Annotated in this window: 11 protein-coding genes; 5 read left to right on the forward strand and 6 right to left on the reverse strand. The window is 51.0% G+C overall.

Annotated elements, in window-relative coordinates:
* The first annotated feature begins 7 nt into the window (after window positions 1-7).
* Complete coding sequence (gene rbsK, locus AC1HDJ_RS02665) at window positions 8-961, forward strand: ribokinase (protein ID WP_479533127.1); 954 nt, start codon at window positions 8-10, stop codon at window positions 959-961.
* A 2-nt stretch (window positions 962-963) separates the two neighbouring features.
* On the forward strand, window positions 964-1977 hold the full coding sequence (locus tag AC1HDJ_RS02670; RefSeq protein ID WP_479533129.1) for a substrate-binding domain-containing protein: 1014 nt from the start codon (window positions 964-966) through the stop codon (window positions 1975-1977).
* 79 nt (window positions 1978-2056) lie between these two features.
* Here the strand turns inward: AC1HDJ_RS02670 and bcsC are convergent, their stop codons facing one another.
* From bcsC to bcsR, 6 genes are read right to left on the reverse strand one after another with little or no spacing between them, the layout of a single operon-like run.
* Window positions 2057-5719, reverse strand: a complete 3663-nt coding sequence (bcsC, locus tag AC1HDJ_RS02675) for a cellulose synthase complex outer membrane protein BcsC (RefSeq protein ID WP_479533131.1) — start codon at window positions 5717-5719, stop codon at window positions 2057-2059.
* A complete protein-coding gene (bcsZ, locus tag AC1HDJ_RS02680) occupies window positions 5707-6843 on the reverse strand; it encodes a cellulose synthase complex periplasmic endoglucanase BcsZ (RefSeq protein WP_479533133.1) in 1137 nt (378 codons plus the stop codon). Before bcsZ ends, bcsC begins: the two co-directional genes overlap by 13 nt.
* A gap of 43 nt (window positions 6844-6886) precedes the next feature.
* Entirely contained in the window at window positions 6887-9253 is a 2367-nt protein-coding gene (bcsB, locus tag AC1HDJ_RS02685) for a cellulose biosynthesis cyclic di-GMP-binding regulatory protein BcsB (protein WP_479533135.1), read from the reverse strand.
* On the reverse strand, window positions 9250-11892 hold the full coding sequence (gene bcsA / locus AC1HDJ_RS02690) for a UDP-forming cellulose synthase catalytic subunit (protein WP_479533137.1): 2643 nt from the start codon (window positions 11890-11892) through the stop codon (window positions 9250-9252). Before bcsA ends, bcsB begins: the two co-directional genes overlap by 4 nt.
* Entirely contained in the window at window positions 11892-12686 is a 795-nt protein-coding gene (gene bcsQ, locus AC1HDJ_RS02695) for a cellulose biosynthesis protein BcsQ (protein WP_479533139.1), read from the reverse strand. The genes bcsA and bcsQ overlap by 1 nt, the downstream gene beginning before the upstream one ends.
* A gap of 51 nt (window positions 12687-12737) precedes the next feature.
* The gene (gene bcsR, locus AC1HDJ_RS02700; RefSeq protein WP_479533141.1) at window positions 12738-12932 is read right to left on the reverse strand and encodes a BcsR/BcsP family cellulose biosynthesis protein; all 195 of its coding nucleotides are present in this window, start codon (window positions 12930-12932) and stop codon (window positions 12738-12740) included.
* A 405-nt stretch (window positions 12933-13337) separates the two neighbouring features.
* Between bcsR and bcsE the strand changes: the two genes are divergently transcribed.
* From bcsE to bcsG, 3 genes are all read left to right on the forward strand, one after another.
* The gene (gene bcsE, locus AC1HDJ_RS02705) at window positions 13338-14906 is read left to right on the forward strand and encodes a cellulose biosynthesis protein BcsE (RefSeq protein ID WP_479533143.1); all 1569 of its coding nucleotides are present in this window, start codon (window positions 13338-13340) and stop codon (window positions 14904-14906) included.
* On the forward strand, window positions 14906-15229 hold the full coding sequence (locus AC1HDJ_RS02710) for a hypothetical protein (RefSeq protein ID WP_479533145.1): 324 nt from the start codon (window positions 14906-14908) through the stop codon (window positions 15227-15229). Before bcsE ends, AC1HDJ_RS02710 begins: the two co-directional genes overlap by 1 nt.
* An 85-nt stretch (window positions 15230-15314) precedes the next feature.
* Window positions 15315-17021: a cellulose biosynthesis protein BcsG gene (gene bcsG, locus AC1HDJ_RS02715; RefSeq protein WP_479533147.1), complete on the forward strand. Its 1707-nt coding sequence runs from the start codon at window positions 15315-15317 to the stop codon at window positions 17019-17021.
* Window positions 17022-17035 lie beyond the last annotated feature (14 nt).

The following is a 17035-nucleotide window of genomic DNA, read 5'->3' on the forward strand; positions in this document are numbered from 1 at the left end:
TCATTGTATGAATAGCCGAAAATTAGTGGTCTTAGGCAGCGTGAATGCCGACCATATTTTGTCAGTAAACCATTTTCCACGTCCGGGCGAAACACTGACTGGCCGCCATTACCAGATTGTGTATGGCGGGAAAGGGGCGAATCAGGCCGTGGCTGCCGGGCGTTTAGGTGCTCAGGTTGGCTTTATTGCCTGTGTGGGCGATGATGACATTGGTCTGCGGATGCGCGAGCAATTTGTGCGTGATGGTATTGATGTGCAGGGTGTCAGCGCTATTCCGGGTATGAATACCGGTGTGGCGATGATCTTTGTCACTGAGCTGGGCGAAAACAGCATAGGTATTGCAGCGGAAGCCAACGCCGCGCTAACCCCCGATCGCCTACAGCCGCATCTACCACTGATTGAAGATGCCGATGCGTTGCTGATGCAACTGGAAACGCCGCTGGAGGCGATTATCAGCGCTGCCCGTTGCGCCAAATCTGCCGGTACTCAGGTGATCTTAAACCCTGCTCCGGCGCGCCCGTTGCCCGATGAGCTGCTGGCGCTGGTGGATATTATCACCCCGAATGAAACCGAAGCGGAGTGCTTAACCGGCATTAAAGTTGACGCTGATGCCGATGCCGCGCGAGCTGCCCAACTGCTGCATGCTAAAGGTATTGCAACTGTGCTGATTACCCTCGGTGCACGCGGTGTTTGGGTTAGCCAACAGGGGCAGGCCGGAGAAGTGATCCCCGGATTTAGGGTACAGGCGTTCGATACCACCGCCGCTGGAGATACCTTTAATGGCGCACTGGTCACTGCGATGCTTGAGCAAAAAACGCTGCCTGAAGCGATCCGCTTTGCCCATGCGGCGGCAGCCATTTCTGTTACCCGTTTTGGCGCGCAGCCCTCAATTCCGTGGCGACATGAAACCGATCATTTTTTATTGCAGCAGCATCCGAATTACCAGCCGGTAGCCGATTAATTATGGCAACCATGAAAGATGTCGCCCGCTTAGCGGGTGTTTCTACCTCTACCGTATCGCATGTAATTAACGATAGCCGCTTTGTCAGCGATGAAATTCGCGCGCGCATCATCAATGCCGTTGAGACGCTCAACTACTCGCCGTCGGCGCTGGCCCGCAGCCTGAAAGTTAACCAAACTCATACTATTGGTATGTTGGTGACGACCAGTAATAACCCGTTTTTTGCCGAAGTGGTGCGTGGCGTGGAGCAGAGCTGCTATGAGCGTGGCTATCAGTTAGTGCTTTGCAATACCGCCGGTGATCCGCAGCGGATGAGCCACAGTCTGGATACGTTGCTGCAAAAGCGGGTTGATGGCATTTTGATGATGTGCAGTGAATCGCACGCCGATATCAGCAGCCTGTTCCGCCGGCATCCGAAAATTCCTCTGGTGATGATGGATTGGGGGCCGTTGGGCGGGCAGGCTGATCTGATCCGTGATAACTCTGAATATGGCGGTTATCTGGCAACCTGCCACTTGCTGGATCAGGGCCATCGACAGATTGCGATTATCACCGGCCCGCTCGATAAACACCCTTCTCAGGGGCGTTTGCAGGGGTACTTACGTGCGCTGAATGAGGCAGGGATTACGCCTGATCCTGCTTACCAAGTTGAGGGCGATTTTGATTTCTCTGGCGGGCTGTGTGGGATGACACAGCTGTTATCGTGTAACCCAAGGCCTACTGCCGTATTTTGTGGTAATGATGTGATGGCGGTGGGGGCGTATCAGGTGCTGCACTACGCCGGATTACAAGTACCGGAAGATATGTCGGTGATGGGGTATGACGATATTGAGCTGGCCCGTTACCTTTCACCGCCGCTGACTAGCGTGCATCAGCCCAAAGAGGATCTTGGGCAGCTGGCGGTTGATGCACTGCTGGCACGCCTGCATGATCGCAACCGTGATCCGGTGGTGATTATGCTTGAGCCAAGTTTGGTCCGGCGTGCCTCGGTCGCCCCACATCAGCCGCTGGCCTGATGCATCCGTTCTGTCTCTGTTTGATTATTTCCCATTCATGATTAACTATTTGGTCATTCATCAATGGGGGTGTTAGCTATCAGTCAAAATCGGCATACGGCGTTAGCGGTTCTGGTGGTAGCAGTAGATCGCCATTCCAGCCATTAAAGCTATAACGTAGATACAATAACCCATGGCTTGGCGTGTAGGTGTCTGATTTTTCAAGATCAAATGCTGCACCGACAAACCAATGCGGTGTTAGGCGGTGCTCGGCCAGCAAGCGTGCCCGATAGCCGATTCCCGGCGTTCCGCCGCTGCTGTAAAACGGTGAGATCGAGGTTTCATCGACAATATTCTGAGCCTGTTGCTGCAGATCTGGTCTAGTCGGGTAATACGCACCACCGTTTGATTTTGGCCATGAGTAGCCGACCGAGGCTTCCATGTGCAAAGACCAGTCTTCCCAGCGCTGGCTGTAGCTGACGGGCAGTGAAACTGAAACGTAGCGTTGTGGGCTGTAGTAACCACCTTGACCGAAGGTGTAGCCACTGAGATCTTTGTCAAATGTCCAGTACATGGCATTCGTGCCGATCCGCAAACGGCGGTGTGGCTCATCAATCAGCCGGTGGTATACGCCGCTCATTAAGCGTAAACGGGTATTGTCTTCTACATTTTGACCGCTCAAAAGATGGTATTGCAGGCTTGACCATACACCGTATGGCCCGCCCTGATCCCAGCTTAACCCCAGTTTTCCGCCAGTAGCACGTACCCCCCCCCAGACTTCGCCGGTATTTGGATCAATCGTTCCAGCGTAGGCGAGTAGTGAGTTGCTCAGTGGCCGACGCGAGAGCACAGCTGACCACCCGAGCTGGCCGATATCACCTTTCGTGCTGATACCACCCACCCAGTCGGTGACTTCAAAACCCAGCGGTGTGGTACCGATATCGGCCTGCCAGCGCTCTCCGCGCCAGCCGACTGCCAGTGCTGTACCCTGCGCCCGCTGGCTGCTGCTGCCAAACTGACAGCGTTTTTCAGGATGGAGCTCGGTCGGGGCACATAATAAGGCGCTGCCAAAGTCTGCCGCATTATCAACATTCAGCAGATCGGCCTTACCGGCATTCATGCTGACCTGATCGGCTCGGAAAAACAGGCGACCATCCTGATAGGGTATCGCCGCTTCTAGCATCAGGTTACCGGCGCTGAGATCTGATGTTCCGGCTGTGCCCTTGCTGCCCCAGCGGTCATATTCGAGCGTAACGGTCGGGTCTTGCTGGCGGTACAAATCCTCGGCATCACTGCGGATGCTGCGTTTTAGCCAGTCATCTTGCGGATTAATCCGTGTCTGGCGGGTGGCATCAAGGTGCTGTTGCTCTGTGACATTCGGTACAGTGTCATCGGTTTTGGTACCGGCTTTCACCGCGCTTGCGGCTTGGGGTTTTACAGCGGTGCTGGCTGGTTGATCAATGGGCTGATCAATCAGCTGTAAGGCGCGTTCAAAATCACGGGTTGCCTGCTGCGGGTTGCCGGTTAAGCGCTCTACCCGCCCTGCATCCCGAAAAAGCAGTGGATCTTTAGTTTCTGCGGTCAGTAATGGGCTCAGCAGTGAGCGGGCTTGTTGCGGATTGCCCAGTTGTACCCATATATTGGCCGCCCGGCGCTGCATATCTGGCGTAACAACGGCTTCACTGTTTTGCTTTTGTGCGGTAGGGGTAGTAGAAGCGGCCTTTAATGTTAGATGTTCGGCGGTGAAGGTGTTTAAAGCTTGCTGTGCGGCCTGTTTATGGCCCTGAGCAACATCAATTTCAATGAGGCTAAGGGTAGCATCGGCATTATTGGGTTCGAGTTTCAATGCCTGCTGATAATAACTGCGTGCCGCTGACCACTGAGCTGCTTGCTGTGCCCAGTCACCGAGTGTCAGTGGAATGGCGGCCCGCTCAGGATAGGTTTTTTGCTGCATCTGTAGATAAGCGATGGCGGTTTTATTTTGCCCACGGTTATACATAGCACGGGCATTATCCATGATACTGCCAAACTCCAGCCGGCTGGCCAGTTCGTGCATTCGGGTATCCCACTGGGTTTCTGGCAATGTTCTTAGACTACTGATGGCCTGTTTTTCCTGCCCCTGTCCGGCTAAAAACAGACTGTAGGCATAACGTAATTCGGGATCGGTTGGTTTTTTAGTTAATTGGGCAGAGAAGGTTTCTGCGGCATTTTGCTGGCCAAGCTGGGCGCGCAATTTAGCTAAATTATAGGCCAGCCAAACATCATCAGGCTGTAAGCGTAGTGCTTGGCTGTATTTGCCTTCTGCGCCGAGCAGTTGCTGCTGGCCGATCATCTGTTCGGCCTCTTTTTGCAATTGTGTAGCTTCAATCCGGTTTAAGTCACTGGCAAAGCTTTTACGTTGCGCTGGCGATAGGGTCGCCAGTAAGCGGCGGGCTTTGGCCGGGTCTTTTTCCAAATACAAATTAACTCGCCCGCGCAGAGCGCTGCTGTTGTCGGGCTGTTGGCGCAGAGCCTGCTGATACAGTTGATCGGCTTTGGCTGTATCGCCCCGTTTGGCGGCAACGCTGGCCAGCCCAATATTGGCGTACGGATCAGTGGGTTCAATCGGCAAGGCTCGGCGGTAAGCATTTTCCGCCTGACTTAGCTGCCCATTCTCAAGGGCTTTATCCCCCAAATTAATCTGCTGCCAGTAACGGGCTGTACTCACTAGCGCCGACCACTTGCTCGCATTATCTGCCGAAGTATTCAGCTTTTGTGCCCGTTCAAACAGATTGATGGCATCAGTGTGTCGCCCTTGTCGCAGGCGTAACCGACCTAGCTCACCAATCAGCTCTGGATCATTGGGGTATCCGCGCAGGGCTTTTTGCAGCTCTTGTTCGATCAGTGCGTAGTTGGTTGAATTGGTGTCTAACTGGCGGTAAGCACGGCTTTTTGCTTGGAATGCTGGATTTTTCAGTAGCGCGGTCAGCTCGGTATACCCGCTTTTAGCCTCTGGGCTAGCGTCGGGATAAAGGCTGAGATAGCGCTGCCAAAGGTCAGCGGTAGACTGCTGTTGTGGCAGCCGTTGCAGTTGGTTATACCAAAGCTGTGAGGCATCATTGCGCTCAATCGGGTTATCAGCCAGCTTGCCAAGCAGGGCAAATGCCGCCGCAGAGTCAGGGGTTTTATCCAGCAATAATCGGGTATATGCCAGTTGCACAGCGCCGTTATTGGGATACAGAGCATTGAGCTGTTGCAGTGCTTGTTGTGCTTGCTCGGTTTGCCCATTTCGGGCGGCGGTATCCCAGTATTCAAGTGCCAGTATTGGGGTCGGGAATACGCCGTGAAACAGATCCTGATACAGTGTTAACGCTTGTTCGTAGCGGCCGGCACGGGCAAATAGGCGGGCCTGTTGCAGTTTAGCTTTTTGCTGTGGCTGCGTCAGGTTGTAGTTTATTTGTGCCGTTTTATAGGCTAGCGAGTCAGGGGCTATCTGTTGTAACTTTGCCAGCGTAGCGGCTGCCGCAGAGAGATTATTTTGCCGCAGATCAAGGCGTAACTGGGCACTTAAGCCATCAGGATTATTCGGTTCAATGCTGAACAGGCGGTGCAGTGAGTCTTGTACCAAATCATCACGAAAGCGCGATTCGCCCAGCTGGATCTGGCTGAGTAACCAATTGACCGGTGAGACCTCAGCAGGTGGCTGTGTGGCACTGACCTGTGGAATGGCCTGACTGAGGCTGACAGCCAATAGCGAATAGATCAGTGGTTTTAATCCTGACATGCGGTACGACCTTGTAAAATCAGCTCACCTTGTGGTGAAAATGAGTAGCGGTTTTCCAGCCAACCCAGCCCGAACAGTGTCAGAGCACTGTTGTAATAAGCATCAGCCGCCAGCGGGTTATCTGCAATTCTCTGGCGCTGTTCGGCCAGTGCTTGGTCTGCTTTTGACTGTTTTAGCAGCGGTAACAGCGCGGCTGAAAAGCCAACCGGCGGGTTTCCGCTGACCTGTAATGATTGTATGTCTATTTTTTCAGGCGGCTGTTGATGCTCATTGACATAGCTGACCATTGGCTGAAAACGGGCAATCAGGGGGGTAAAATCGGGTGCATCGGGGTTTAGCATGCCAACCCACAGATAAACACGAATAGCATCGTAACTGCCAAGCCAAGGTGCATCAGCTTTAGGCTGCCACTGTTGTTGTTTGGTCCAGTTAATCCAGTTCGGTGCAAAACCGTGCGGAGCACTCTCTAGTAGTAGGGTACGTGCCGCTTGGCGAATAGTCGGCCAGCGGCTGCGCGGGTAGCTGGCTGCCAGATTATCGAGGATAAACGGCGGCAGATAGCTTGGGTTGAGTGTCCAGTAATCGGGTTTGATAAACCCCTGATTTCCGGGTAATAACATCGGGCCAAGTTGTGGCAAATCACTGACTTCTTGTTGCAGGATCTTTTGTAACAGCAGGGCCGACTGGCTTTGATAATCACGGATTTTCCATAATCGCCCCGCTTCTTTTAGGCTATAGGCTATCCATAAATCAGAGTCAGAGGCTGAATTAGCATCAAGTATTTGCATGTTGCCCTGATCATCACGCCCCCATAACCAAGCGGGAAGGTTTTCGCTTAAATCACCTTGTGCCAGATGGGTTTCTGTCCAGCGTAATATCTGGCGAAATGCGGTTTTATCTCCAGCAACAAGCGCAAAAAACAGCCCGTAAGATTGCCCTTCCGAGGTGGTTATCTGGCGCGGATCGCTGCGATCAATAATTCGGCCAGATTCATCTAAAAAGCGCTGTTTAAACAGCGCCCAGTCAGGCCATTGGCAGGATGCAGCCTGCAGCACAGGGCTGACCGTCAGCATGACGGTCAGCAGGAGTGTGATCAGGGGCTTGTTCACGGTTATCCCTTTCATGTGATGCGTTACTCTTTCCCTGCTGATTCAAGTTAATGATGACTTAACGGCGGTCATCATCCAAGCGGCGACGGGTAACCCAGCGCAGGGTGTTCCACAGTGCAATCGCCACCAAGACAACCGACAGCGCTGCAACCAGTGCCAGCACCACCGGATAGTGCGACAGGTGATACCACAGCAGCATCCACCACGGTAATTGGCCGACATAGTACATTTCACCGACACGATCACTGTGCAGCTGACCATCTCGGAACACCACCACCGAGCCGTTCATAGCGGCCACTTTGCCAGAGTCATTCAGGCTGTGGGTGATCAGGTCAAAATTGTTTGCATCTGAAGCCATCATCGCAACAACGCTGCGTTGTGTGCCGTACGGTGATTCAAAGCCAACCATAGCAGCAATATTCCCCTCTGATTGTGTGTCAACATGGCTGGCAGCTTGCAGGCTGGGGTTTGGCTCTTGTGATGGTGTTAGTTGCAGATCACTGATCTGGCGCATTGGCTGGTTGAGCCATGCGCGGCTCTGTTTGATTAACCCGCTGTGATCTTTGCTTAGCAGCAGCTCATCTGAAGGTAGTTGGCCAATCAGTAACAGATCTTTATCCGCAGTTTTTGCCTGTTGCCAGTTATCGGTCAGGCTGACATTAATCACCGGATAACCGGTTGATGCGCCCATACGCCCCATCAGGCTAAACAGCAGATCCAGCTCTGCGTTGTCGGGTTTTTCTGGCATTAAGACCAGTGTTTGTGATAAATCGGCCAGACGGGTAAACGGGAAACCTACGTTGGCAAAGGCGCGCAGATCAGGCATCGCGATATAGTGGTGATAACCACTAAAGTCGATGGTTGAGCTGGGTTCGATAGCAGCCTGTACATTGGGAGTAATGTTGGTCACACACGTGCCTTTTGGCCCGCCGTTAACATACGAACCAAACGAGAAATCAAAACGCAGCTGGTTACGAGCACCAATTTTTAGGGCTGGAATCATCACGTTATTGTCGTTGGTGAACATGTTGGTCAGTACCGGTAAACGTACTCGCTCAGAGCTACCGCCTTGTCCGGAATCGCGCAGTAAAAAGGCCTGTACGAACTGATCGTTAATGCTCACATTCAGCCGTGAGCTGTCGGTGGTGACCGGCGGTGTATAACGGTACTGTAAATTGAGCGGAATTCCCGAGCTGCGCCAGGTGAACAGATCTGGCGGTACATTCATATTTAGGGTGATGGGGCTTGGTGTTAGGCCAGAGACCTGCAACTGTTGCGGATACTCCATCAGTTCGCTAAACGGAATCGGGCGGTCGGTACGGATCCAATTTGGCGCATCGTAGGGTTTACGTTTGGCCAGTAAGTCGACCTGATTAATGGTGGTTGATTGCCCGCGCAGCAGGGTATTTCCCAGCGCAATGCCCTGACTGGCGGTCAGCAAATCATCATCATTACGGCCAAGGATCAGCAGCAGCTTAATATACGGGTTATTTGGGTGGCTGATCATCTCAACGGTGGGCGCATCTACCGGCGGATAATCTTTTAAAAAGTCAGGCCGATTGGTGTTGGTAGCGAAGATGATCGCATTACGCTCAGGCAACTGATTAAACAGCACTGGAAATTGCTGCCCACGCCATGCGGCTTTAATCCCGAACCAAGAGGCCAGTGTTGATGCCGCTTTTTGGGTGATCAGTGACGGAGTCTGCTGGAAGACAAACGGTAAGGTTAAGGTGTTGATATCCCGCGGGTCAAAAAACGGCTCAGGGAACATCGCCAGATTATTTTTCAGTGCTAAAGATTGCACCGTTAAATCAAGGGTACTTTTACGGCTGAGATCGGCCCACAGTGCGTTATTCAGCGGATCTTCACAGTCGGCTTCATAGTGACCGATTAACTCAAAGCGCAGTGTATTGAAATCTTTAATGAATTTAGATTCAAGTGGGATGGTTTGATTGATCTCTTTACCCATTTGGCTCTGTTCAATGGCAATGACCTGCATCAGCTCATCATTCATATACACTTTGAGCTGTGACATCACCGGGATCATGGCCGGAGAGGGGGTAAACACCAGATGCAGATTGGCATTGGTGATCACCTGATCACTACGAACACCAAAATCGAGTTTGATGGTTTTTAATGCGTTGCGCAGCTCTAAAACACCAGAAGGTAGCAGCTGATTAAACGTCAGCTGTTCGTTTTTAACCGGTGGTGTATCTGCCGAGCTCATTTCGGTGGTGGTGGTTGAGGCTGCCGGTGTCAGTTGTGGCGCAGTACTGGTTTGTACGCTAGCGGGCATGGCTGCCAGCGGCATGGCCGTTTGTGTCTGAGCCAGATTACCGATTACCGCCTCGGCCTGTACCAGTGCCGGAGTGACCCCGATCAGGGAGAGCGCGATCAACATGATTTTTTTTGATAATTCAGTCATGATTTAGCTTCTTGCTTCGAGTTAACAGGGTCCGCAACTGGGCTCATTGTCGGCGTATGAGGCATAAATGTTCCGATCCATTCGGTGATCCACACAAGGGCATTAATCAGCCAGCGAACAGAAGCCGGAGCTTGTTTGGCCATTTGCTTATAACCACGCAGCCCGACCGCGAAAATATCGCGGATGCTGCGCATTGGTTGATCAACTTGGTAGCTCTCTTGCCACATTGCCCAGGTGTCGGCACGGGCAAAGGTACACTGTACAAAGTGGATATGAGACTGCAAATCCATATGCTCCAGCTGTATTCCCAAAAAAGTATTGCGCTGATTACAGACGCGGGCTTTAAACAAAAACTCTTGTGTGCCGCGTTTGAGCATCAGTTGCACGGTTTCACCGGCATCAAATTTTTGCACCTGCGGCATCTCGATACCCACACCGCCATCAGAGTAATCAACCATGGTACAAGGGTAGGCATGCCCGTTGTTGCGGTAAATCACGGCCGGCAGAGTAATTTGCACGCGGTGCGTGCGCCGTACCTGTTTAACCTCTGAGGCCACAGCTACCGCGCCACCGAGTAGCAGTAGGTTATAAAATGTCCACAACAGGCTGACAAACACGGTGATCATTTCATCACCCGGCCCCCAGATAAAACGGTAACTGGCAAATCCAACCCCGATCAGGTTGAGCATTGCCAGTACTAAAAAGGGGCGCGAAATATCCCAATCAAAATACTGATCATCAATCAGGCCACCTTTGGCGGTGACATTGAACTTCCCTTTACGCGGGTTGATCAGTGCTACTGTGGTTGGCCTTGCAATATACCAAGAGAGTACGGTTTCGTAGATCTCACTCCAGAAAGAGTAGCGGTATTTTCCCTGAATGCGCGAGTTGGTTAAGCTGGCGTGCACCATGTGCGGAACAACGTACAGCAAAATCATGACTGCTGGGGCGTAGATGATATAGGCATGGAAGATTAAAAATGCCAGTGGGGCAGTCAGATACACTAAGCGGGGAACACCCGATAAAAAGTGCAGCATCGCATTGCTGTAACAGATGCGTTGTGCCCATGATAACCCTTTTCCAAACAATGGGTTATCTAGCCGGAATATTTGTACCATGCCGCGTGCCCAGCGGATTCGTTGCCCGACATGCGCCGAGAGGCTTTCGGTAGCCAGCCCTGCGGCCTGCGGGATTCGGATATAGGCAGAGCGGTAGCCGTGGCGGTGCAGCCGCAGCGAGGTATGTGCATCTTCGGTGACGGTTTCTACCGCAAAACCGCCAATCTCTTCTAGCGCTGAGCGGCGGATTACCGCGCATGAGCCGCAGAAAAAGGTGGCATCCCAGGTGTCATTACCGTCTTGCACTAAACCGTAAAACAGGGTGTTTTCATTGGGTGTTTTACGAAAGTTACCCAAGTTGCGCTCAAACGGGTCGGGTGAAAAAAAGTGGTGCGGTGTCTGCATCACCCCGAGTTTGTCATCTTTAACAAACCAACCGAGTGTCATTTGTAGGAATGAGCGGGTGGGAATATGGTCACAGTCAAAAACTGCAATAAATTCGCCGTTGGTGATTTTCATCGCCGCATTTAGGTTACCGGCTTTGGCGTGGAAATTGTTATCCCGAATCAGATAATGCACCCCCACTTCGGCTGCAAAATCAGCTAAATAGCTCCGCTTCCCATCATCCAAAATGTAGATGTTGAGTTTTTCTTGCGGCCAGTCTAAGCCGAGTGCCGCGTATACGGTCGGGCGGATAACCGATAAATCCTCATTATATGTAGGGATATAGATATCAACCGAGGGCCAGTTATCCATATTGGCCGGCAGCGGGTAGGGGGTTCGTTGCAGTGGCCAGATGGTCTGGAAGTAACCCAGCATCAGCACCAGCCATGAGTAAGTTTCGGCGGCCAACAGGCCAAGGCCGAAGAAGAGATCGACGCCATTATCCCAGTTTAAGGTTGCGGTATAGCGCCACCACAGGTAGCGGCAGGAGATAACCACCGAGAGCACGATCATCATCATGCTGGAAAACCGACCGGGAATATTGCGGATCAGCAGCGCCATCACCCACAAGATGATCACAAACGTCAGCTGGGCCAGCAGGCCAAAAGGTTCGGTAATACAGAGCACCGCCAGCAGTAGTGCAATCACCAGATAACTCCAGCGCAGTGCAGCGGTCAGCCAGTTATTGGTTTGGTACCACGGGCCTTTTTCGCTCAGTGAGCGCAACAGCGGTGAGTTGTAGTACTGGAATGTATTGATCTTGTGGTATAGCCGTTGTTTGAGTACTGAAAGATGACCAAACAGCGCAGCTGATAACCCGCTGATTTTTTGTGCAACATTGGTCTTATGGCTATAGGCCCCGCGCAGTAATAACCAAGCGGTTTGTATTAATAAACGCAGCGGATCGGCAAATTGCCGCTTGGGTTGGCGCAGTAATGGGTAGAGTGTCTGTTTGTTCTGGCTCAGCCACTGGCAGGCGGGTGATTCAAGGCGCAATACCGACCATATGAGCAGCCACAGCACCACGCCACACAGAGCAATCGGGCTGCGCCAATGGCGGTGATAACGCTGATAGCGTGCCTGTATGCTGGCAGTAAATTCGGGGGTAAAAACCCAGCCTAATACTGAACCGAACATCAAGACTGCTCCAATAGCGCTTTACACCAAGTTGCTAGTGACAGGAAATCCTGCATGGCCAGCGATCCGGGGGCAGAGCGGGTGATCAACTGTTTTTTTGCTAGTGCTTCACGCAGTGCTTCATCCTGATGAATGGCACTGGGGATCAGCCACTGTCCCAGCGTAGTGTGCCACAGTTGCCAGATATCACGCGAAAGCAAGGTGGCGGTATGATAGCGGTTTACCAGCCAGTAACGTTGCAGTGCTGTACTTTGCGCATCATCCTGATGTGTTTGATTTTGTTGTTTATTTTCATCAGGTTGAGGCATGTTTTGCTGGGTTGGCAAACGGTTTTGCATCAGCGCATGGCAGGCCGGATCAGCTTCTGTCACTTGCAGCCAGATATCTGCCGCCTGTTCAGCTTGTTGGCTGAGAAAGTGCGGATACAAGGGGGTATCAAGGATCACCCAGCTGTTACGCGGTAAGTCTAAACGGGTTAGTGCATTGCTCAGCCAGTCAGCAGGCAGTGAATTGAGCGCCTGAATGTTGTTGATAAGGCCAAAGGGTAATAACTGAAGACCGGCATGTTCGGTGGTAAATGCGGCATGGTGCCAGGGCTGCTCTTGTGTCATCGCATTGGCCCAGCCGGTGGCTTCGCTAAAAGGTAGCCCAAGATGCTGGCCAAGCAGATTATTGGGGCTTAAATCCCACAGCAATACCGGATAGTTTAAGCTCTGAAGTGCGGCTGCCAGCCCTGCGGCGACGGTTGTTGCACCGCATCCTCCGCGAATCCCTTGAATAGCAATCACTGGCATAGCGCATATCCTTTGTGTGGTCGGTTGACGGTGTTTATTCCGGCATTATGCTCAACTTTTTTGTGCTGTTGATGGTTGCGTTATCGCTTCATCAACAGATTCTGCGAGCAGCGGCCAGCGCTGTGTTATCTGTTTGATTGCCTGAATATCTTTTACTTCAAGATACTGCATTTGATTCATACTGTAGCAGTGGATCAGGTTAGCCACATCATCACCGACGACATATTGTTTTGTTATCTTACCCATTGCTCATTCCTCAGATGCTTACGGACTTCCTGTAAATTCAACACCCAAATGCCGCATATGAATGGAACAAGAATAGGTTAACGGTGCGTCGGCAATATATGACAGCTTGGAATAGATCGATTAAATGCCGTCATTGTAAGAATAACGTTAGTTGCAGATTATACATAACCTAAGGTAAATGTAGACTTTATGGAACTGTTAGTCTATTTGTTTTGCATGTGTGTTATGTTTAAAAGTAACGCATTTTTAGCAAAAAAATACAAAATAAGCCCAATGTTTTATTATTATTGATATGAGAGTACAACGCACCGTTATATTTCATTTGTTAAACGGCATTTTTGTGACAAATGATTGTTTAATAAGGTTGTATTGTAGATAAGCCATATGCATTGAGAACTCAATATAATGAATGATACGTTCCAATTAGCCATTGATGGGTTACCTACCAGCTTCACTGAACTGCGTGAAGGCGGTGTGTATTGGGTGACAGCAGATCATCCTTCCATTGCCGAGCTGTTAATTGTCACGTTTTTACAGCGTTTTGAGCCCAATACGCGCTACTATTTTTCCACCGCATTGCCGCTCGGAGAGCCGTATCAGGTGGTGTTAAAAAATGAGCAGCTAGTTGGTGATATATTTCAATTAGAGCAAGATAACCAGGGTAAATGGCTGAGCCGTTTACCGGATGAAATGCGCTGGTTTGGGCTCAAGCGGTTAGACATCATTATTGTGCAGTATCAGGCAGCAGCCTTAGAGAGCAGTGAAGCGGCACGCTTACAAAAAGATGTGCAGGTGCTTTCGCGCTGGGCGGAAGATAAAGCACTAACTGTACTGATGGTGGGCGTAGGGGCAAATGTTCAGCAACAGCGGCAAGGGTTGAATCAGTGTAATCCGTGGTTAGCCGGTTGTGTGCATCTGAGCCGCCAAGCTGAGTTGATTGAGTATGATTTAGCATACTGGCGCAATGTGCTAGGGGTGTCGGCTGGCGTAAGCGTGAAACTCTCTGTTCAGCAAAATCGGCTGGCGCTGCATACATCTGGGAATGATCTGGTACTGGGTTCGTTGGCCGATGAAGATCAAATTTTAGCTATACAGAGTGTGCTGGCCGGAACAATAGCACCTTCCCGTCATTGGAAACTGTTTGTGGATAGACCTTCGCTATTGGCAGCCGCGCGGCAGGCAGTCAATGCTACCGTGATTTTTGCAATTACCGAAACGGCACAAACTGATGGCCTTGCGCGCGATATTTATCAGCTGCGCAGTGAACGCGGTGCGCGATTAAAAATTGTGGTGCGTGAAACGGCAAACTGCCTGCGTAATCTCGATGATAGCCTGTTTTTGTCGGCAGGCGCTAACATGGTGATGCCATTCTCTTGCCATGTGTCACGTTTTATCGGCTTGCTGCAAATGGTACAGGGGGTGATTTTTCCGCATATGCTGCGCCCGAGCATTGATAGCCTGCTCGCCTCTTCACAGCCGCTGCATCTAAAAGGTTACATTCCGGCGCGCGATTTTTATCCGTTATTGCAAGATGAAATTGATCGCAGCTTAACTGCCGAAACGCGCGGATTATTGATTATCTTACAGCCTGCGCCGAGTCTGGGGTTGGTTGATATACTGGCGCAGTGCGAAATGCGCCGTCAGGGTGATGTGATCACCGTGGCTGACGATCAGATTTATGTGTTCTTTTTTGCCTGTCGGCCAAATGATGCAGACCGTGCGCTGCAAAATACGTTTCATCTTCCCATCAATACACTATTTACTGAATCACAAGTTATTAACGGGCAGGATGCACTGCAAACTGAGTTAAAACGCCTGTCGTGGTTGCCAGAACCGAAAGATTATACTGATGATCTGCTGGCGCAACTGGGCGTGCGAGATACCCAGATCCAAGAGCAACAAAAATTGGATATTGCCTCGCTGGAACGCCGTCATGCAGGCGTGACACCTACCGTGCTGCCATTGAAGGTGTGATGATGGATTTACAATCGTTTGGTCAGGTTGTGTTGATCACAGCCATTATTGCGGGCCTGATAGGGTTTTATACCCGTCCGATTTTTGTCTGGGGAAAAAAGAGGGTGTTGCGTGCGCTGATCCGCCCGCAGCATCAAAAACGCATTATGAGAGTGTCACTGGGTAAAATAGAGCGGGTGGCTGAATTTTATCAAAAGCAAAACCCGCAAAAACAGGGTGCGCAAAAACAAGAGCCGCAAAAATCAGATCAACAAAAACCAGATACCCAGAAAAAAGCGGCTGAGAAAAAGGGTGCTGCCCCACAGGAAAATCAGCCAAAATAATAAGATACAGCAATCACACCGCGTAAGGTAATCAACAGGGTAACAGGCCGATCATGACCAATATAATGCACAATAAGGGATTAGTATGAATGACGTGACGCTATCGCCGTTACCTGCTGCTTTACGCCACTGGCGCGGCTTAGGTCTATGGAATTTTTACTTTATCACCAAATTTGCACTGTTCGGATTTGGGCTGATCAATTTTCACCCGCTGTACAATTTGGCGTTGGCTGCTTTTTTACTTTTTCCGCTGCCTCCGGTTTGGTTGCATAGGTTACGGCATCTGCTGGCCATTCCGGCCGGTGTGGCGCTGTATTACTATGATTCATGGCTGCCGCCGTTTAGCCGTTTGATTGCCCAGTCGTCGGCGGTAGAGTCATTTTCTGCCGATTATATGCTGGAGTTGGCCGGCCGCTTTATTAACTGGAACTGGCTGGCCATCGGTCTGGTGATTTTGCTCAGTTACCTGTTTTTGAGCCAGTTCATCCGTTTTTCAGCACTGATTTTTGCTTATCTGCTGTATGTTGCAGTAAGCCCTTACTTACCGATGTTAATTAGCCACTCAGCTAAAGCAGTGGCTGATGATCGTATTGCTCCGCAAACTGCGCTGCGGCCGACAACAACCGCAAATAGTGCTAGTACAGAGACAGACAGTGCGGTTGCATCACAACCACAACTGACCAGTGTGCCGGATGATCAGGTGCTAAACAGTGCGTTGGCTGCATTTTATCAGCAGCAGAGTCAGCAGGTGACCACCTTCTCACCTATCCCGCCGGAAAATACGCCATTTGATGTATTGATCCTCAATATTTGCTCATTGAGCTGGTCAGACATGGAGACCGTTGGGCTGCGTGATCATCCGTTGTGGAATTCGATGGATGTGGTGTTTGATGAGTTTAACTCAGCCTCAACGTACAGCGGGCCGGCGATGATCCGGCTACTGCGCGCTAGTTGCGGGCAGGAGTCAAATGCCGGCTTGTTTAAGCCGGCCGATCCGCGCTGTTATCTGTTTGATAACCTAAAGAAAATCGGTTTTAACGAATCATGGGCAATGAACCATGATGGCCATTTTGGCGATTTTGTTCAGGAAGCGCGCACGCTGGGGAATTTACAAACTACGCCAATGCCGTTTACCGGTTTAACGCCGGCGATGACCTCGTTTGATGGTTCACCTATCTATCGTGATATTTCGGTACTGGATACTTGGTGGAAAAACCGGGTTAAATCGGGTTCTGCGCGCGAGGCGCTGTATTACAACACTATTAGCCTGCACGATGGCAACCGGATGATTAACGCACAAACCGGTAAAACTGCCCGTGCAGATTACAAGCAGAGTCTGCGGACGTTGTTTGATGATTTAAATACTTTCTTGCAGCAGCTTGAGAAGTCTGGTCGCCCTGTGATGGTGGTGATTGTGCCAGAGCACGGGGCTGCACTGAAGGGCGATATGATGCAGATCTCGGGGATGCGCGAGATCCCAAGCCCTTCTATTGTGCATGTGCCGGTGGGGGTGAAGTTTATCAATGCTAAATCAGTGCTGGCAGAGCATCCGATGCACATTACCAAGCCAAGCAGCTATCTGGCGATTTCCCAACTGGTGGCTAGTATGGTAGGGAGCGAGGCTTATTCGCGGGATAATGTCGATCTGGCGGCAATGGTTAATGCACTGCCAGAGACAACACCGGTGGTGGCGGCTAACGAGGGTAGCGTGATGCTGCGCTACAACAACAAAGAGTATTTGAGTTTGGATATGAAGAGCTGGTTGCCGTATCCGGCAACATCACAGTTATAGTATAGCTTATCGAT

The sequence above is a fragment of the Plesiomonas sp. ISS29 genome, from assembly GCF_056522795.1.

Excerpts from the sequence above, each read along its gene's own strand:
- rbsK (WP_479533127.1), top strand. The coding sequence starts at position 8 with ATGAATAGCCGAAAATTAGTGGTCTTAGGCAGCGTGAATGCCGACCAT.
- AC1HDJ_RS02670 (WP_479533129.1), top strand. The coding sequence starts at position 964 with ATGGCAACCATGAAAGATGTCGCCCGCTTAGCGGGTGTTTCTACCTCT.
- bcsC (WP_479533131.1), bottom strand. The coding sequence starts at position 5,719 with ATGTCAGGATTAAAACCACTGATCTATTCGCTATTGGCTGTCAGCCTC.
- bcsZ (WP_479533133.1), bottom strand. The coding sequence starts at position 6,843 with ATGAAAGGGATAACCGTGAACAAGCCCCTGATCACACTCCTGCTGACC.
- bcsB (WP_479533135.1), bottom strand. The coding sequence starts at position 9,253 with ATGACTGAATTATCAAAAAAAATCATGTTGATCGCGCTCTCCCTGATC.
- bcsA (WP_479533137.1), bottom strand. The coding sequence starts at position 11,892 with ATGTTCGGTTCAGTATTAGGCTGGGTTTTTACCCCCGAATTTACTGCC.
- bcsQ (WP_479533139.1), bottom strand. The coding sequence starts at position 12,686 with ATGCCAGTGATTGCTATTCAAGGGATTCGCGGAGGATGCGGTGCAACA.
- bcsR (WP_479533141.1), bottom strand. The coding sequence starts at position 12,932 with ATGGGTAAGATAACAAAACAATATGTCGTCGGTGATGATGTGGCTAAC.
- bcsE (WP_479533143.1), top strand. The coding sequence starts at position 13,338 with ATGAATGATACGTTCCAATTAGCCATTGATGGGTTACCTACCAGCTTC.
- AC1HDJ_RS02710 (WP_479533145.1), top strand. The coding sequence starts at position 14,906 with ATGATGGATTTACAATCGTTTGGTCAGGTTGTGTTGATCACAGCCATT.
- bcsG (WP_479533147.1), top strand. The coding sequence starts at position 15,315 with ATGAATGACGTGACGCTATCGCCGTTACCTGCTGCTTTACGCCACTGG.